Annotated in this window: 16 protein-coding genes; 10 read left to right on the plus strand and 6 right to left on the minus strand. The window is 36.6% G+C overall.

Annotation, left to right across the window (positions count from 1 at the left end; translation table 11 throughout):
* Window positions 1-83: 83 nt before the first annotated feature.
* Genes VB248_RS13325 through VB248_RS13335 form a run of 3 tightly spaced genes read left to right on the plus strand, consistent with a single transcriptional unit; the run spans window position 84 to window position 4,182 of the window.
* On the plus strand, window positions 84-2,252 hold the full coding sequence (locus VB248_RS13325; protein WP_323297283.1) for an SLBB domain-containing protein: 2,169 nt from the start codon (window positions 84-86) through the stop codon (window positions 2,250-2,252).
* 9 nt (window positions 2,253-2,261) lie between these two features.
* Entirely contained in the window at window positions 2,262-3,311 is a 1,050-nt protein-coding gene (locus VB248_RS13330) for a GNVR domain-containing protein (RefSeq protein WP_323297284.1), read from the plus strand.
* A 4-nt stretch (window positions 3,312-3,315) separates the two neighbouring features.
* Window positions 3,316-4,182, plus strand: coding sequence for an alpha-1,2-fucosyltransferase (locus tag VB248_RS13335; RefSeq protein WP_323297285.1), 867 nt, complete (start codon window positions 3,316-3,318; stop codon window positions 4,180-4,182).
* 54 nt (window positions 4,183-4,236) lie between these two features.
* On the opposite strand, the gene VB248_RS13340 is transcribed toward VB248_RS13335, so the two are convergent.
* Together VB248_RS13340 and VB248_RS13345 are read right to left on the minus strand one after the other, a co-directional pair.
* Complete coding sequence (locus tag VB248_RS13340; protein WP_323297286.1) at window positions 4,237-9,774, minus strand: alpha-2-macroglobulin family protein; 5,538 nt, start codon at window positions 9,772-9,774, stop codon at window positions 4,237-4,239.
* A gap of 192 nt (window positions 9,775-9,966) precedes the next feature.
* Window positions 9,967-10,779, minus strand: coding sequence for a DUF6515 family protein (locus VB248_RS13345; protein WP_323297287.1), 813 nt, complete (start codon window positions 10,777-10,779; stop codon window positions 9,967-9,969).
* Window positions 10,780-10,938: 159 nt separating this feature from the next.
* Here VB248_RS13345 and VB248_RS13350 point away from each other — a divergent pair, with 159 nt between their 5' ends.
* Entirely contained in the window at window positions 10,939-11,835 is an 897-nt protein-coding gene (locus tag VB248_RS13350) for a 3-keto-disaccharide hydrolase (RefSeq protein ID WP_323297288.1), read from the plus strand.
* A 3-nt stretch (window positions 11,836-11,838) separates the two neighbouring features.
* On the opposite strand, the gene VB248_RS13355 is transcribed toward VB248_RS13350, so the two are convergent.
* Complete coding sequence (locus VB248_RS13355) at window positions 11,839-12,123, minus strand: DUF2934 domain-containing protein (protein ID WP_323297289.1); 285 nt, start codon at window positions 12,121-12,123, stop codon at window positions 11,839-11,841.
* 396 nt (window positions 12,124-12,519) lie between these two features.
* Here VB248_RS13355 and rplK point away from each other — a divergent pair, with 396 nt between their 5' ends.
* The 4 genes from rplK (at window position 12,520) to rplL (ending at window position 14,820) form a co-directional block, all read left to right on the plus strand.
* Window positions 12,520-12,957, plus strand: coding sequence for a 50S ribosomal protein L11 (rplK, locus tag VB248_RS13360; RefSeq protein ID WP_109743999.1), 438 nt, complete (start codon window positions 12,520-12,522; stop codon window positions 12,955-12,957).
* A gap of 108 nt (window positions 12,958-13,065) precedes the next feature.
* Window positions 13,066-13,764: a 50S ribosomal protein L1 gene (gene rplA / locus VB248_RS13365; protein WP_323297290.1), complete on the plus strand. Its 699-nt coding sequence runs from the start codon at window positions 13,066-13,068 to the stop codon at window positions 13,762-13,764.
* 2 nt (window positions 13,765-13,766) lie between these two features.
* Window positions 13,767-14,300: a 50S ribosomal protein L10 gene (gene rplJ, locus VB248_RS13370; RefSeq protein WP_323297291.1), complete on the plus strand. Its 534-nt coding sequence runs from the start codon at window positions 13,767-13,769 to the stop codon at window positions 14,298-14,300.
* 136 nt (window positions 14,301-14,436) lie between these two features.
* A complete protein-coding gene (rplL, locus tag VB248_RS13375; protein ID WP_323297292.1) occupies window positions 14,437-14,820 on the plus strand; it encodes a 50S ribosomal protein L7/L12 in 384 nt (127 codons plus the stop codon).
* 191 nt (window positions 14,821-15,011) lie between these two features.
* Here the strand turns inward: rplL and VB248_RS13380 are convergent, their stop codons facing one another.
* On the minus strand, window positions 15,012-16,304 hold the full coding sequence (locus VB248_RS13380) for a serine hydroxymethyltransferase (protein WP_323297354.1): 1,293 nt from the start codon (window positions 16,302-16,304) through the stop codon (window positions 15,012-15,014).
* Window positions 16,305-16,527: 223 nt separating this feature from the next.
* On the opposite strand from VB248_RS13380, the gene VB248_RS13385 reads away from it, so the two are divergent.
* Window positions 16,528-17,103, plus strand: a complete 576-nt coding sequence (locus tag VB248_RS13385) for a peroxiredoxin-like family protein (RefSeq protein ID WP_323297293.1) — start codon at window positions 16,528-16,530, stop codon at window positions 17,101-17,103.
* A gap of 73 nt (window positions 17,104-17,176) precedes the next feature.
* Entirely contained in the window at window positions 17,177-17,920 is a 744-nt protein-coding gene (locus VB248_RS13390; RefSeq protein ID WP_323297294.1) for a class I SAM-dependent methyltransferase, read from the plus strand.
* On the opposite strand, the gene VB248_RS13395 is transcribed toward VB248_RS13390, so the two are convergent.
* Both VB248_RS13395 and VB248_RS13400 read right to left on the minus strand, forming a co-directional pair.
* On the minus strand, window positions 17,913-18,323 hold the full coding sequence (locus tag VB248_RS13395; RefSeq protein WP_323297295.1) for a hypothetical protein: 411 nt from the start codon (window positions 18,321-18,323) through the stop codon (window positions 17,913-17,915). The two genes, VB248_RS13390 and VB248_RS13395, sit on opposite strands and share 8 nt — an antisense overlap.
* Entirely contained in the window at window positions 18,324-19,133 is an 810-nt protein-coding gene (locus tag VB248_RS13400; protein ID WP_323297296.1) for an endonuclease/exonuclease/phosphatase family protein, read from the minus strand.
* Window positions 19,134-19,164 lie beyond the last annotated feature (31 nt).

Consider the following 19,164-nt stretch of genomic DNA (forward strand, 5'->3'; position numbering starts at 1 on the left):
CAAATATTTTAGGGCAAAAAAAGATTGACGACTTTAGTGATGAACAACTAAAAGCTTTTTTCCTAAAAGCACAAGCGAACGGAATGTCGGAATCTCAAATCAGAGAAGCGATGTTGCTGAAAGGTTATTCCTCCGCACAGTTTGATACTTTGCAAGCAAGATTTACTAAAAAGTACTTTTCAAATACGAATGATGAAACCGCAACATTTCGCCAAGTAATAAAGCCTATCGTTCCCTTACAAAAAGTAGATACCGTTTTACAGAAATCTATTAAAACGCCCATTTTCGGAGCTTCTCTTTTTAGCAAACAAGGCTTAACATTTGAACCTGATTTACGCATTGCAACCCCCAAAAACTATCAATTAGGCCCCGAAGACGAACTAAACATTGATATTTTTGGCAATGCTTTGGATAATTATAAAGTAAAAATTAGTCCAGAAGGAACAATAAAAATACTCAACCTTGCTCCTATTTACGTCAACGGACTCAGTATCGAAGCCGCATCCGAAAGAATCATTAAACATCTCAGGCAACTGTATCAAGGTATTAATCTGCCTCAAAGTGGTGTTTCGGCACAAATTACTTTGTCGAATGTAAGGAGTATTAAAGTAACGCTCACGGGCGAAGTACATCGCCCCGGTACTTATACACTTTCGTCTTTGGCGAGTGTTTTCAATGCCCTTTACTTGTCGGGCGGGCCATCTGAAAATGGTTCGTTTAGAAATATTCGAGTGATTAGGAATAACAGAATCATCAGAACGATTGATTTGTACGACTTTTTACTTCGTGCCGACCAAAAAGATAATATCAGATTACAAGACCAAGATGTTATCAGAATTGCCGATTATGAAACAAGAGTAGAAATTGCTGGCGAAGTAAAACGCCCAATGATTTTTGAAGTAAAACCCAACGAAAGCCTTTACGAAGTACTGCGTTTTGCTGGCGGTTTTACCGATAAAGCCTATACTTATCTGATTTCATTAAGAAGAAATACCGCCACAGCCCTAAAACTTTTCAATATTAGCCAAGAAGAAGTGGCTCATTTTATGCCCAAAAACGGTGATAAATATACCGTCGGAACAATTTTAGACCGCTACGAAAACAGAGTACAAATAAAAGGTGCTGTGTTCAGGGCAGGCGAATATGCACTGGAAACAGGACTGAGTACAGTAAAAGAGTTAATTGCAAAAGCCGAAGGACTTAAAGAAGAAGCATTTTTGAACCGTGCAAGTATTATTCGGAAACAGGAAAACAACGAGCCACTGCTGATTGCTTTTGACTTGGGGAAATTGATAAAAGGTGAAATAGAAGATATTCCTTTACAAAAAGAAGATATTGTTGAGATTAGAACGATTCCGTCTCTTCAAGAAAAAAGGACGGTAAGTATTTATGGTGAAGTAAACAAAAATGGCGTTTACGAGTTCATAGAAGGGCAAAGCGTTGCCGACTTGATACTCCTTGCAAATGGTTTTACCACAGGAGCAAGTAATGCAGAAATTGAACTTTCCAGACGAATTACGGACGATACCAAAAAGAACGAACAAGTAAAAATACTTACGTTTAAAATCGACCGTAATCTGAAAATTTCACCTCCAGAATCAGGCTTTAAACTTCAAGCTTTTGATAGAATTTATGTACGAAAATCACCTAATTATGAAGTACAAAAATCGGTAAGTATTAGTGGAGAAGTAAAGTTTGCGGGCGTTTATACTATCAAAGACAAAAAGCAACGCATCACAGATTTGGTTCATCTTGCTGGGGGTTTGAAAAATGGAGCTTTTCCGAAAGGGGCAAAATTTGTGCGAGATAGCTCAATTTTGGCAATAGATTTAGCCTATATTTTACAAAACCCAGATAGTCCCGAAAATCTTTTATTACTCAATGGCGATTACCTCGAAATCCCAAGAGCCTTAGAAACCGTAAAATTATCAGGGGAATTTTTAAATCCTGTTTCGGTTACTTTTCGGGGAAATCTTAGCGTTAAAGATTATGTCCGCCAAGCAGGAGGTTTTACAGAAAAAGCAGACAAGCGTAAATTGTATGTAAAGTACGCCAATGGTATTTCTGATAAAATCAGAAGTTTCTTGTTTTTTCATACTTTCCCCAAAGTAGAACAAGGAGCAGAAATTATTGTACCAAGTAAACTAAACGAAAATACTCATAAACTTTCCACAGGCGAACGCATCGCTTTGGTAGGAGCAATTACCTCTGTATCATATCTTTTTGTCAATATCAGCAACAATTTAAAATAAATCTATACCATGAAGCCTAATCCTATTTTCGACCAACACAAACTCAGGCAAATTTGCCATTTACTTATCCTCAAGAAAAGGAAAATACTCCTGAGTACCTTACTTTTTACTTCATTGGGCATTTGGGTTGCTTTGAATATCCCGAATGAGTACACTTCTTTAGTTCAGATTTTGCCCGAACTGGAAATCAAAGAAGGAACAGAAAGTATGAGTAATTTTAAATCTTTAGCTGGACTCGCTGGTGTTGACCTCAGCAGTTTTGGTTCAACCGAAGCCGTCCGCCCAGATTTATACCCGAATATTTTACAAAGTACTCCTTTTTTAATGGCTCTACTTCGTCTAAAAGTGTATTCGAGCGAGCATCAAAAAGAGATGTTCTTGGCGGAATATTTAAAGGAAAGTAGAAAAAAAGAGTTGCTTACAAAACTCTTTGGCGAAGCTAAAAAACATGATTTACCCATGCTTCATTCGCCTACGATTGTTCCCGAAATCATTCGTTTGAACAAAGAAGAGGATTCACAAATCAAAGAATTGCACAAAAGAGTAGTTACGGCTTTGGACAAAAAAACGGGAGTAATTACGATGTCGGTAAAAATGCAAGATCCCCTAATTGCCGCTACCCTTGCCCGATTCACCCAAGAGTATTTGATGAAGTATGTTATCCAGTACCGAACCGAAAAGACACAAAAAGACATCGACTTTTTGTCTTCTCGTATCGAAAAAGCAAGGAAACGCTATGACAAAGCACTTTTTGCCTACTCGCATTACCAAGATATGAATAGAAATTTATTTCTGAATATCGCCAAAGACGAAGGCAAAAAACTACAACATGAAGTTGAATTGGCATACAATCTTTACACGCAATTAGCAACGCAACTGGAAGAAACTAAGATTAGAATTCACCGAGAAACGCCCGTTTTTAAAGTACTCGAACCCGCACAAGTACCTGTGAGAAAGAGTAGTCCATCAAGAGGAATAATTATCCTTGGTTTTGCTCTGTTGGGTCTTTTTCTCTCTACTGCCACTATTTTGTTCAGAAATATTCATTTTTTCAAGTAAAAAGATGATTTATGTTTACCCAAAATTTCGTTCCAGAATAGACATTGGCATCAGAATCGGAGGCATGGGCTTGGCAAATTGCCTGCTGGTTTATGCCAGAGCATTGTGCTTGGCAAAAAAACTAAATGCCCAAATGATTGCTCCAACTTGGGAGCAATTCAATGTAGGCCCATACTTACGGCGAGAATCTGACAAAAGGCATTATCGTAAGCTTTTCAAAAAAGAAGGCATAACTGGCTGGAAAAAGTATTTTTTATTGAATCGTCTAAGAAAAATTTCAGAGAATGAATTATCGAAAATTGAAGATTTGAAGTCTCAAAATCTTTTGATAGAAGTAAAAGGCGTTCAACCATATTTCAAGGATTTGATTGCTGAACGAGATTTTATTGTAGAAAATGTTCTAAAACTGGTTTACCCTTTTCGTTTGAAAGAAGTACATACTTTTTCATTTACAGGGAAAATCGGTATTCATATTCGTTTGGGCGATTATCATCCTTCGGCACAAAAAAGCTTGGCTTGGTATGTAGAAATTATTCGTCAAATTGATTTACACACGAATTGTGGTTATGAATTTTTACTTTTTTCGGATGGAAAAGCAGAAGAATTAGTTCAAATTCTTTCCTACTCATCCAGAATTAAAAACATTCATTTTGGTTCAGCAATCGCCGACCTTGTGGCTTTATCAAAATGTGCATTTATCATTGGTTCAAACTCTACTTTTTCGGCTTGGGCGAGTTTTATGGGAGATAAAATGCTACTCATTCCAGAGCCAAAAGGCTATTTGAATGATTTTACGGGTTTGAATTATTATATTTTGGATGAAGAACCCACTTTGTCGCAAGAGATTTTATCGAAAATTGCTCTTTTATAAACAAAAATGCTGAGTTAGTTCAGTACCAACTCAGCATTCACAATCAAAAAATCTTTATTCTACCACCGCAATACCTCCACCTGAATAACTTCTGTACTCTCCACGATACATCGCATCTGCCGAAACTGGCCCCATTTGGAATTTACCTTTTGAAACGGCTCTTACCAAATAATAGAACGTTTGGGTTTTGTCGGAAACATTGGTGAAGAAATTAATTCTATCGTCTCGAATGTCAAAATGCTCTGGCGTACTTTGGTCTTTTATCCACACTAAATCTCTATCAGCATTCAATCTTGGGTTTTCAATTTCCAAACCTGCTGGAAGCATATCTGTCACCACTACGTTATCCACATTCAAACCATTCGATGTGGATAAGGTAATTTTCACCACAATCAATTGATTTTGTTTGAATTTAGCCTCGCCCAAAGGTTGTCCAGAACGAGTATAGAATTGCTTACGCACTCTTAAAATATTGTCCGTTTCTTCGTATTTGCCCGAAGCACTCAAACCTTCTGCTTGAGCGAAGTAATACAAAGTACCTTTTCCTTGCGTGCGAATCTGCGACTGGTTAGCGATATTTTTGACCAATAAATCTTTTGTGGTAAAATTGCCAACCACTTTTCCGTTGGCAATCAACGAAGCCGTAATGTTGCTTGCGTTGGCTTTTTTCGCCAATTTACCCAAAGCTAAAAAGGCAAAAGATTGCTCTTGCGTCGTTAGCCAACGTTCTTGCTTGAGTACTATGGAAAGTTGTCTTGCCAAAGTCGGAATCTGAATATTATTCGGGTCGGTATCAATCAAAGTATTCAATACCAAAGCCTGATTTCTAATCGGCGAGCTGAAACTTCCGCCAGATTGCTTTTCAGTTTGTTCAAAAGCATAATTTTTCGGTAAAATGGCTGAGTAACTTCTTACATCGCCAATCAAACTATAAGCTGCTGCTAATAAATACTTTTCGTCAGTTGTTAAAATATTCGGATTGGCTTTGTAATAATTCATGACCGAACGGTTGGGTTTGCCAGCCAAAGCCAAAACGTACAAACTATAAATGGTTTCTCGGCTTGCAATTACTTTGGTAGTAAAGCTACTTCCCACATAATAATATTCGTTTTCGGTCTTTTTCGTATTAGATTGATTACTGAGGTACTCAATCAGTTTGCCCAAAGTGGTATTATTTACTTCAAAATCATTTTTCTGAGCTTCCAACAAAAAGTGCGTGGCAAAAGCAGAACCCCACCAAGATTCACGCTCGCCACCTTGCCAATACGACATTCCTCCGCTTGGCAATTGCATCGTTTCTAATTTGCGAATGGCAGTTTCTACATTAAAGCGTGGATTCAACTGATTATCGCCCGTTTTCATATAAGGCTTTTTGCCCGACTGAATTTGTTTTACCAAATCGGCAAAGTATAATTGTGGGAAAGCCGAAGCCGTAGTTTGTTCTACGCAACCATAAGGATAATCCAACAAACTTTGGAACTGGTTCGTAAACTGCACCATTGGCGATTTACTCAAAGTAATTTCAGAACTAATACTGTTTGGTAAATAATCATGCACCAAATTTACCGAAGCCGTTCCGCCTCCATTTACTTGTCCAGCAACAGCCGTTTTCATCAAAGAAGTACTTGGGCGAATGGTTAAATCTATTTTTTCAGTAAACTTTTCTTTCAAACCATTTACCGTAACATTGACTACGGCATTGCCCGTCATCGCTCCTGCTTTTACAGAGAAGTAAGTTCTACCTTCTTTTTCTGCTGGAATAACCAAATTTTGCGTTCTTTGTCCCGTAACCATCAGTCCGCCCGATAAAGTAATATTGGCACTTACCGAAGCATTTTGTTTAGTAGTATTGGTGATATTTACAGGTACTTGTATTTCATCGTTTGGCGAAACAAATCTTGGCAAAGCCGTACTTACTACCAATGGGTCGGCAACTTTCATGTTTTTGGTAGCCGAACCAAATGCTTCGTCTTTGTAGCCGACTGCCATGATGCGTAAATCGCCAGAAAACTGTGGAATATCAACTTCAAAAGTAGTTTCTCCGCCAAAACCAGTTTTCACAATACCCGACCAAATCGCTACTAATTTTACTCTGCCGTTGATTAATGGATTGACTCTTTTTTCCAAATCATAACCATCGCCACCTACCGACGAGCTTCCCGAAATAGATAATTCTGGAAAAAGGAAAGGATATAAATCAAAGCTATTTACTTCTAAAGCCTGTTTTTGGTAAAAATAATTATAAGGGTCGGGCGTTTTAAAATTTTTCAATTGCAAAATGCCTTCATCGACTACCGCAATCGTTACTTCTGTATTGGCTTTGGTTTTAATGGTGATTTTCTGTTTGGTTTTTGAACGAGATTTTTCAACTGCCACAATTTCAATCGGCAATTGATTATCAACATCTTCGACCATCACAGGAGCGTAACCATGTGCCACCGTCAGCGGTAAATTTGAATCATCCAAAGGACGAATCAGCGTAGCCGAAACATAGACATTGGGCAAATGTTCTTCCCGAATCGGGAAACTCAACTCTGCCGATTTTTTGTCGGTTTCAATTACAAAATTTTCTAACACGTGATTTCGCTCAATGGTCACAATCAGTTTTCCAGCAAAAGGCGTTTTGAAAAGTACTTTGGCTTTGTCGCCTACATTGTACTTTTCTTTATCAAATTCCATTTCTACTTGTCCTTCGTTGTTTACTTCAAAAGAACTGTTTTGCGTACTGCCAAAACCATAAGCATAAAAACTTTGTGCCGTCCAAGACTTCGCTCCTTCGCTGTGTACTCTTACTTCGTATTCTCCCGAAACTGGCGGAGCATAAGCCACAGTAGTTTTACCATTATCAAAAGATAAAGCTCTTGAATACACGACTTTCGTCTGTTTTTTTGAAGAATATTTTAACGTATTATCTGAATTTTTCTGAATAACAGTCTGATATTCAAAACGTACAATTTCTACTTTACCTTTCGCTGCCGTTAGTTTTCCATCTTTGTTCACAGCCACCAAAGGAATCTGAACGGGAACGTTGGTACTTATGTATGTATCGGGCATTCCGATTCCGTAAAAAACACTTTGTGTAAAAATGTCTAACTTCTTGAGTCTATTCACTGGGCGACCAGTTTCATCAAAAACAGTCACAAAAGTTTTGGATTCCAACACGCCCATATTGCTATAAGTAGCAGGAATTTGGAAGTTTTCTTTAAACATTCCGCTGGCATCGGTTACACCTTCACGAGCTACATCTTCAAAATTGGTATTGTCTTGAATGTCAAAAATATAGTTTTTGAAATCTTTTGCTTCAAAGCGTTTACGTTTTAGTTTAAACTGCATTTCGTAATTTCTATCAGCAGCAGGCGGCCCAAATAAATTTAAAGCTGTCGCTGAAATTTGTACTGTTTCGCCATTTCGGTAAAATTCTTTGCCCGATTTTACTTCTACTTTGATTCTATCAGGCATGAATTCCTCAATCGCAATATTTCTGGAAGCCAACAAAACATCGTTGGCATTTAAAACTTCAAGAATATAAGTACCCGTAATGGCAGAAGTATTAGTTGGAATAGATAAAGCCACTGCTCCTTGTGCATTGGTTTCTTTTCTAAAGCTTTTAAATTCTCGTCCATTAGGTAATAAAAGACGAATTTTTACAGGAATTTCGCCAACCGATTCCCAGTTTTGTTTACGAATAATGGTATTGGTATTGATGGTTTCTCCCGGACGATAAATGTCACGGTCGCCGTAAACGAAAGCTTCAAAACCAGAAGTATTATCACGTTTGCCTTCTACATCAAAACGAGAGGTTTCTACTTGCGAGCCATCCATCAATAAGTAATTGAAATCGTCGGCAGTATGTGCCGAAATCATCGCTACTTTAAAGCCAGAAGCTTTTAAATCTTTGAAAGTAACAATGCCTTTTGAATCGGTTTTAGCTGTTTGAATGGTTTGATTATTACTTGAAACCAAACGGATTTCTACATCACGAATAGGTTCAGCCGTTTTGATAGAATTGGCAAAAACCACTACTTCATTTTCAGAAGTTTTCATGATTAAACCAATGTCTGAAATACTCACCAATTTGGTAGCACTGTTGTAATACTCATCATTTGAATTCAAACTGACTAAATAAATTCCTTTAATGCTATTTTGTTCTGGCAAAGATAAATTCAAGGCTCGCACGCCTTTTACTTTGGCAAGGTTTGACGTTTCTACGGTTTTATTCACAATTACATCCGAATATTGCCCCGATTCATCCGTATCGTACATGTATGAACCTGCTTTGTATTCGCCTGTTTCTTCGTTGTAATCGTTATAGTCTTGATAACGTCCATTCTTCATAAAATGCAAAATGTTATTTTCATACACTTTGGCGATTCTAACATTTACTTTAGGCGTATTTACGATATTGACAGCAATATTTTTACTTCCTTTCGACGACAAGTATATGGCTTTTTTATTCACAAAACCAATCGAAGCAGGCATTTGTCCGAAGTACAAATCCTTCACATACTCATCCGACAAACTCGCTCCGAGTACGCCTTTGATAGTATTAGCAATCGTCAGAATATAATTATCACTTTCGTTAAAATCTCCACGAATAACAAAACCATTCTCAATCGTTTCTACTTTTGTAGTAAGTGTTGGATTATTCTTTTCTGGCGTTACAGATACAGTTTTTGTTTCGATGGGATTTCCTGTAGAATCGTATTCTACAATGGCTTCTTCAACCTTTTCTTGCTGTTTTTCGCCACCATCGCTCGTTACTGAGTACATTTCTTGCAAACGTTCTGCCGACACGCTTTGGTTGGTAATTACTTTTATAAAACCTTGATTATTCTCGAAACCATGTTGAACGTCAATAATTTCTAAGGTTTTAATATCGGGTAAAGTCGTTTCTAAGCTCAATTCTTCTGAAGTTTCAAAAGTAGAATTCGGCATCGAAAGTCCTTTTTCAATGGTTATTTTAAAAGATTTCCCACTGGCATTACTTTGGTTTTTAAGCTTAACCAACACATTCGCCAAAGCACCCGACTGTGTAATTTGAAAATCCTGTTGCTTTCCGTCTTCGTCCGTCACAACCAATACTTTGGCTAACTCTTGTGGATTGACTGGATAATTGAAATTCACTTTCAACATCGCCGAAGCTTGTCCGTCTTCTCTTGATTTTGTCCAAAACGCCTCTACGTTTTCTGCTTTCAAATAAGGCGTATGAAACTTAATTTTATCGACATCCAAGCCTAAATCTTTTTCAGCTTTCGTCAAAATACTTTTCAACACCGTTGCCGAATAATCGGTAGCTGGTTCAAAACCCACAGCAGGCGAAAACACCAATTCGTTGGTGGCTGTCCACTTAAATTTACCTTCTACTTTTGGCGAAAATTCAATCAGAGGCTCAGACGACCAAGTATTCAAATCTGATTCTTTGACCAAATCTTTACTAAAAGTAAAAACCAAATTCTGCGTAAGCTGTACTTCATCTTCAAAGTTGGTACTTTGCAGACTAACATCGCCAAATTTTGAACAGGAAACTAAAAACAGGAAAACAAAAGAGAGAAAGTAAATGCCTAATCGGGATGCACTAAAAGAGGTTTTCATAGAGCTTTGAGTCGATTTTGGAAATCGAAAAAACGTGATTAAATAGCTTTGTGATATTTCAAGAGAAGTTCAGAATTTTTGATGATTTTTCAATTCTTTTATGAGAAAATTTTACAATTCTCATCAAGAATTAAAATTAAAAAAGGCATCAGCTTTATGGCTGATACCCTTTCTATGTTTTTATGAAAGATTTTACATAATCTTGATTACTTCGTACCAAATTTCACCGTTTTGAAGTACCGCTCGGTACTGAACACCATCAACGATATAATAAGTATCGCCGTCGATTTGTAGTTTTTCATAACCCGCAGGAATACTTTCTACCAAAGCCCCAATCGGCGGTGCTACCACTATATAGTCGTTGTTGATGTATTCATAAAACGTTCCGTTATAATAATGATACGGACGGCTATAAAGCGTAAATACTCTGTGTCGTGGTGGTAAGAAATTCACACGCAAACCAATTGGCGGCGGAGCTACCACGTATGAGTTTTGGTAAGGTCTGTAATATACACCATTGTCATAACGAAAATTGATACCTCCAAACGAAACAGAAATAGAAGTATGCGGCACAACCGATACTACGCTATTGCGTCTGGGTAAAGACGCATATCGCCAATTTGGTGTGTTGTTTCTATAAACTACTGTTTGCTGATTGACAATAACAGGTCTTCTGTTGGCTTCTCCTCTACGATTGTCGTAGCCATAATTATCATTACGGTTTTGATTTCCAGCATTTCTATCCCAATGATTATCGTTTCTATTAGCAGACTCTCTGCCATTTCCACGGTTATCGTGGTTATCGCCCCTGCCACGGTTTTCATTTCTTCCTCTATTTTCTTCTCTGCCACGGTTATCGTCTCTGCCTCTATCGCCACGATGTTCCTGAGCAAGCCCTACGAACGAAGTAGTAAAACCAATACTTGTTAAAAATATCAAAGTAGCTAAAGAGAATCTATTCTTAACTTCTCCAGAAGTGTTTGGCTGAATGTGTATTGCTTTCATAATAGTATTGTTTTGAATGTTTTGTTACTTAGATTACTCAACTTTCCAATCGTTTAGTTTGCCTAATCAGCATTAACAATCATTAACATTTGAGTAAAATATGCTAAATTTCTCTTATTAGACTGTAATCTGTTTTCTATCTAACTAAAACCAATAACGATGAAAAAATATCTTATTTTAATCTTTTTAGTAAACGGTTGTTTTTTTTCAATTTTTGCTCAGAAAAAGTCGGAGAAACAAGCATGGATTAAATTATTCAATGGCAAAAATTTAGATGGCTGGGACATCAAAATTGCTGGCGAAGACCTAAATGTAAATTATAAAAATACCTTTCGAGTAGAAGACGGCATGATGCGAATTGCTTATGACCAATACAAAACCTTTGATGATAAATTTGGGCATATTTATTATAAAACGCCTTATTCTTATTATATCATCCGATTTGAATACCGTTTTCAAGGAGAACAATTGGCTGGCGGAGCATCATGGAATGTAAGAAACAGTGGCGTAATGTTGCATTCGCAGTCGGCACAAAGCCTTTCAAAAGGTCAAAGTTTCCCTGTTTCATTAGAATTACAATTATTGGGCGGTTTAGGAAAAGCAGAACGCCATACAGGAAATTTATGCACACCCGGCACAGAAGTATATATGAATGGAAAAATTGTAACAGACCATTGCACCGATTCTAATTCAAAAACCTATCATGGCGACCAATGGGTAAAAGCAGAAGCCATTGTTTATGGAGATTCATTAATTCACCATATTATTGAAGGCGATACAGTATTGACTTTTGAAAAAATGCACATTGGCGGTGGCTTCGTTAGCCAAGATTACGACTGGAAACAAGCAAAAATTGATAATAGCGAAGAATGGATTAAGAAAGACGGACAAGCCCTAAAAGAAGGTTATATCGCTATGCAAGCAGAAAGCCATGCGATTGATTTCCGAAATATTGAATTATTAAACTTGAAAGGTTGTACCGACCCAAAGGCGAGTAACTATAAATCGTACTACAAAAAATCAGATAATAGTACTTGTATCTATCGGAAGAAGTAAACCCTATTGATTCCAAATAGCTTTATATTCTTCTTCGGCTTTGAACCAGTGTTCGAGGTGTTTACCACGAGGGCGGCGTTCCTCAAGGTATATTTCATAAGCCCGTAATTTGATTTGTTCAAAACGCTGAACATCCTGCCAGAAAAAAGCACAAGTATTTTGCTCGAAATCGAACGGAAGTGTAGGGAAATAATCCTGCCTTCCTTCTATTTCGGCAGTATTTCTATAACAAAGATGCTTTTGAGGACAATGCTGTCCACGGCACATCGTAATATCATGTAAGACCATAATCAATTTTAGGTTTTAAAGAGTATTCATAAAATCAAACCTCAATAGCAATACATCCGCACAAGCCCCAAGGATTGTATCACTAAAATAATTCTATTCTTTCATATTGCAAGAATTATAGCAGATTTATGCCCTCAAGAGCATAAATATTGAAAAAACTCCTTAAAATTCTTCATAACTATTTGTATATTAAGAAGAAAGCCGTAATTTTGCAGTCCGTTTCGTGACCCAGTTGATACGAAAGCGTTGAAAAGCACTTTCAAACAACTGTGAATCAGATTGTTTCGTTACAAAACAATCGTCATGGAATAGACCGAAGATTTTCAGGTAAGGAAGCTTCCACCCTTATTGGCAGAGAATTTTCAATAACTCAAACGATTTTAAATTTTTACCATAATGGCAAAAGAAATAGCAGGCTACGTAAAGTTGCAATGCAAAGGTGGTGCCGCTAACCCATCACCCCCAATCGGTCCAGCCTTGGGTTCTAAGGGTTTGAATATCATGGAGTTCTGTAAGCAGTTCAATGCAAGAACTCAGGATAAACCAGGTGTTATTCTTCCAGTTTTAATTACTTACTACAAAGACAAATCTTTTGATTTCGTAGTTAAGACTCCTCCTGCACCAATTTTGTTGTTGGAAGCAGCGAAAGTAAAATTGGGTTCTGCTCAACCAAACTTGAAAAAAGTTGGTTCAGTAACTTGGGATCAAGTACGTACAATCGCAGAAACAAAAATGCCTGATTTAAACTGTTTCACCATCGAATCAGCAATGAGCATGGTAGCAGGAACAGCTCGCTCAATGGGCTTGAACGTAACAGGAGAAAAACCTTTCTAATTTGAAGATTAGATAATTTGAAAATTTGAAGATTGATTTTAAATCAACTTTAATTTCAATATCACTTTCAAATTAGCTCATTTTCAAATTTTCAAATTGAAAAGAATAATGGCTAAGTTAACAAAAAAGCAAAAAGAGGCTCAATCAAAATATGACGCAACGCAATCGTATTCACTTACGAAAGCGGCTGAAATTTTGAAGGAGATTTCATATACGAAATTCGATTCTTCAGTAGATATCGACGTTCGTTTGGGGGTTGACCCTCGTAAAGCTGACCAAATGGTGCGTGGTGTAGTTGCTTTGCCTCATGGAACAGGAAAAGAAGTACGTGTATTAGTACTTTGTACGCCTGATAAAGAGGAAGAAGCAAAAGCAGCAGGTGCAGATTTCGTTGGTTTGGATGAATATATCCAAAAAATTGAAAAAGGTTGGACAGAAATTGATGTTATCATCACTATGCCAACAGTAATGGCTAAGTTAGGTCGTTTAGGTCGTATTTTAGGACCTCGTGGCTTAATGCCAAATCCAAAGTCAGGTACAGTTACTTTGAACGTTGGACAAGCTGTTTCAGAAGTGAAAGCTGGTAAAATCGACTTCAAAGTTGACAAAACTGGTATCATCCACACTTCTATCGGTAAGGTTTCATTCACTCCTGAGAAATTAGCTGAAAATGCTCAGGAACTTATCAACACTTTGTTGAAATTGAAGCCATCATCAGCCAAAGGAACTTATGTGAAGTCAGTTAATTTGTCTTCTACTATGTCTCCTGGTATTAAAATTGACCAAGCAACAGTTAAAGGTTTGTAATCATGACAAAGGAAGAAAAAGGTATAATTATCCAAGAGTTGAGCGAAAAGTTCGCTGCTACTCCTTACTTCTATATTACAGATACCGGTGGTTTGACTGTTGCAGAAGTAAACGCATTTAGAAGAATGTGTTTCCAACGTGGTTTTGAGTACCGTGTCGTTAAAAACACGCTTATCGCAAAAGCATTGGAAACAACTGGAGTGGATTATTCTCCATTCAAAAATACAGTTTTCAAAGGTTTATCAGGAATCATTTTCTCTCCAGAAAATCCTAAGTCACCTGCGAAATTGATTAAAGACTTCAAGAAAGAAGCAGGTAAAGATAAAATTAAATTCAAAGGTGCTTCTATTGAAGGAGGTTTATACATCGGAGAAGATCAATTAGCTGCTCTTGAAAATGTTAAGTCTAAACAAGAGATGATTGGCGAAATCGTTGGATTGTTACAATCTCCAGCGAAAAATGTTGTTTCTGCTCTTCAAAGCAGCGGTGGCAAATTAGCTGGCATCTTAAAAACTCTTTCAGAAAGAGAAGGTTAATTTTTAAACTTGACTCTGATTTAGATAATCATTTTCAAATTTTCAAATTAGCTTATTTCCCATTTGAAATAGGCTTCCAAGTACAAAAACATATAGTAAATTAATAAAATCGTAAACAATAAAAAATCTTAATACAATGGCAGATTTAAAAGCATTCGCTGAGCAATTGGTGAACTTAACTGTAAAAGAAGTTAATGAATTAGCAGCAATTTTGAAAGATGAGTACGGTATCGAACCTGCTGCTGCTGCTCCAGTAGTAGTTGCTGGTAACGCTGGTGGCGGTGAAGCTGCTGAAGCTCCTGCTGAACAAACAGCATTTGATGTAATCTTGAAATCTGCTGGTGCAAGCAAATTAGCAGTAGTTAAATTGGTGAAAGACTTAACTGGTCTTGGCTTGAAAGAAGCTAAAGATTTAGTTGACGGTGCTCCAAAAGCTATCAAAGAAGGCGTTTCTAAAGACGAAGCTGAAGGTTTGAAAAAATCTTTAGTTGAAGCTGGTGCTGAAGTTGAAATCAAATAATTTGATTGATATTCTTTAAAGAAAAGGCTACGACGAAAGTTGTAGCCTTTCTTTTTTGCCGAAAATTACCTAATAAAAAAAGTCCCAAATGAAATTTCATCTGGGACTTTTTTATTTTTGTAAAGAATTGATAATTAAAACATTGAAAATCTAATCACCAATCTCTAATTACTAATCACTATTTTTAAGACCTAAACATATAATGGAAATGCTTCCATCCATTTGTTTACTTCTGTTTTCACAGAACGAAGATAAGTATCGTTATCGTGATTCATCAATACGCTGTCGATTAATTCTACGATATGTAACATTTCTGCTTCTTTCATACCACGAGTAGTCATCGCTGCTGTACCAACACGCATACCTGAAGTAACAAATGGAGATTTGTCATCAAAAGGAACCATGTTTTTGTTGATAGTAATATCAGCTTTAATCAAAGTATTTTCTGCCAATTTACCAGTCAAACCTTTTGGACGTAGGTCGATAAGCATTAAATGGTTATCAGTACCGCCAGAAATAATTTTATAACCTTTATCAACAAAAGCCTGAGCCATTACTTTAGCATTTTTCTGCAATTGTTCGGCATAAGCTTGGAATTCGTCAGTAAGGGCTTCTCCGAAAGCGATTGCTTTAGCAGCAATTACGTGTTCTAATGGACCACCTTGTGTACCTGGGAAAACACCGCCATCTAATAAAGCTGACATGGTTTTTAATTCACCTTTCAAAGTTTTGAAACCGAATGGATTTTCAAAATCTTGTCCCATCATAATCAAACCACCACGAGGCCCTCTTAGTGTCTTGTGAGTAGTTGTCGTTACGATATGGCAATGTTGCATTGGGTTGTTTAATAAACCTTTAGCAATCAAAGCTGATGGGTGAGAAATATCTGCTAATAAAATTGCTCCTACTTGGTCAGCAATAGCACGTAAACGTACATAGTCCCAGTCACGAGAGTAAGCTGAAGCACCACAGATAATCAATTTTGGTTGTTCTTTCAAAGCTGTTGCTTCTACTTTGTCCCAATCAATCAAACCAGTTTCTTCTTCTACACCATAGAAAAATGCTTGGAAGTATTTACCAGAAAAGTTTACAGGAGAACCATGTGATAAGTGACCACCGTGCGAAAGGTTGAAACCTAAAATTTTATCTCCCGGATTCAAGAAAGATAAGAAAACCGCAGCATTTGCCTGAGCACCTGAGTGAGGTTGAACGTTTGCCCAAGTAGCACCGAACAATGCTTTTGCACGCTCGATTGCAATTGTTTCAACTTGGTCAACTACTTCGCATCCGCCATAATAACGTTTGCCTGGTAGTCCTTCTGCATACTTGTTTGTCAAAACTGAGCCTTGAGCTTCCATTACTTGCTTAGAAGTAAAGTTTTCAGAAGCAATCAATTCGATACCGTACTCCTGACGGTGAGCTTCTTGATTAATCAAGTTGAAAATTTCGGTATCTCTTTCGAGCGTGAAAGTTGCTGTTGCCATTGTATTAGATGATAACATGGTTTGTGAAGCCATGTATTTTTGTTTCTGTGAAAGAAAATCAAGGAATTATTATAATTGTGTCAACAATTCAATAATTTTTTTGTAAAAATACTGCTTAAAAATGGATTGTAAAAACATTTTTCTAAATGTCGGCTTGCTTACTTCTAAAGAAAGTAAAATCTATGAAATTTGTCTGTAAATTTTATCTAAAGTATAAAAAATCATGAAAAAACTATTCACAATTCTTCTAACAATCAGTAGTTTAAGTATTTTGGCACAGGACACGCCCAGAGCTTTGAATATTGGCGACAAAGCACCCATTTTTACAGCAACCGACCATGCAGGCAAGAGCGTAAATTTGAAGGAATTAACGAAAAAAGGTAAAGTTGTGTTGATGTTTTACCGTGGGGCATGGTGTCCGTACTGTAATAAATACATGAGCGAAATAGAAAAAGCTTTACCTGATTTTTCAGCGAAAAATGCCACCGTCATTGCCATCACACCCGAACCCGAAGAATCAATCAGCAAAGCCGTAGAAAAAACCAAAGCTACCTTCTCTATCATTTACGATAAAGAAAGAAGTATTATGAAGCAATGGAAAGTAGCTTATGAAATGTCGCCCGATTTACAAACCAAGTACAAAGGCTATGGTTTAGACCTTGAAAAACAACAAGGTGATTGGATGTTGCCAGTACCAGCTACTTATATTATTGGTAAAAATGGTAAAATTGAATTTGTACATTTTGACGAAAACTATCAAAAAAGAGCAGATATAAAAGAACTTCTCAAAACGCTTTAGTACCAAATTTGTCTTTAGGTTATTGCTGAGTAATTACTTATTTTTATCCGAAAATAAAACCATCAGAAGAACCATGCCTAAAGACAATTTTTCCACTCAAGCTGCTTTGTATGCCAAATTTCGTCCAAAATATCCTGCTGAATTATATGATTTTGTACTCGAAAAAGTAAAAAACTTCAACACCGCTTGGGACTGTGCCACAGGAAACGGACAAGTGGCTTCTCGTTTGGCTGAAACTTTTGAGCAGGTTTTTGCTACGGATATTTCGCAAAAACAATTAGACAATGCTCATCAGGCTGAAAACATTCATTATTCAATTGCACAGGCTGAGAAGACAGCTTTTCCAGATAATACCTTTGATTTAATTACGGTCGGACAAGCTATTCATTGGTTTGATTTTGAGCGTTTTTTTCAAGAAGTACGGAGAATCGCTAAACCAGAAGCCATTTTTGCTGCTTGGGGCTACGGCACGCTGACGATTGATAATGCACAAGCCAATACTTTATTTCAAGATTTTTATCAAACACAAATTGGCGAATATTGGGATTCTGAGCGGAGATTTATTGATGAAGAGTACCGAAGTATTCCATTTCCTTTTGAGATAATGGAAAGTCCGACTTTTGCGATGGAATATGAATGGACACTTACGGAGTTGGAAGGCTATTTGAATACTTGGTCGAGTGTACAGAAGTACATCAAAATTCACCATGAAAATCCTGTGGATGCTTTTATAGAAAGTTTAAAAGTAATCTATAAAAGTACAGATATTTTCAAGGTGAATTTTCCTGTTTTTATGAAGATGGGGGAAGTTAAATAGAAGAATAACCTATACGCCCTACTAAAGAATTAATAGCATCCTTTACCAACTTAGATCTTAGTATTTGGGCTAAAGTTCTCTTAAATTCTCCTTCATCATATATTACAAAGCTCTCTTCATTTAATTCATCAGTAATTGTTAATGGATAAATAGATAATTTATGTGCTACTTTCAATAATACAAACTGATAATTACCCATGAAAGGAGCTTTGATGATAAATTCATGGTTGATATAGTTTTCACCTTCGTTTTTTATCATAACAGCAGATGTTTTTACCTCTCCAACCAATAAATTCTTTGTCCTTTCTGTTAAATAATTCGCTTGTTCTATTAATATTTCTTTTGGTGAAGGAATATCCATCCTTACCAAATCTTCTGGCCATAAATCTTCAATTGTTTTCATCTAAATATTGATTTTAAATTTTATTGGAAGATGGTCTGAGTAATTTGTATCAATAGTATGATTTTTTGTTAAAAGCTCTATTTTCCCGATTTTGGTAATTATATCTAATTCATCATCAACAAAATCATTAATCAAAGCTGGTCGAATTAATACTTGGTCAAATAAATTCCAATGATAGTTGATAGGTTTAGCAGGGCTGTAATATAAACTTCCAGATACCTCTCCCTTACCTAAGTCTCCTAAAAAAGACCACATTGGATTATAAAAAAAGTCGTAACTATCACCATCTATTATTCTTGATTGCTTAATTGCTATTTTCTTTTCCATTACCGCATGTAGTCCTGTCGATTGAACCATTCCTACATCAAAAGGATTCATATTAAAATCGCCACAAATAATAGTTCTTTTATGCCCCTCTCGTGCTTCTACCGAATCTATTAAGTTTTTGTATATCAAACTTTGAGCAGCTTGGTCTTCATTCGACCAATTTACTTTGCTATTGTAATGAACTGCTACCAAAGTTACTACTCCATGCTTTGCCGAAAATAACCTGCGAACACTTATCCTATTTTTTTCTTCAATCAGACTGAATAACTCAGGCTTAAACTTTATGAAGAACTGGATTTTCTTACATATTATTTCGGGTGCATAAAAGTAATCACTACTATATTGGTTAAGGATTAGTAACAACTCAGATGGCTCGTAAGGAGACTCTCCCAAAATTAGAATATCTAATTGATTTATTATGGCAAAGTCTCTAATGGGTGTTCCAAGCTTTTTCCCATTAATATTCCAAAAACCAATGTTCATTTTAGGTGATTATAATTATCTGAATATCTAT

Origin of the sequence: Arcicella rigui, assembly GCF_034929435.1 — a bacterium.
GTDB lineage: Bacteria > Bacteroidota > Bacteroidia > Cytophagales > Spirosomataceae > Arcicella > Arcicella rigui.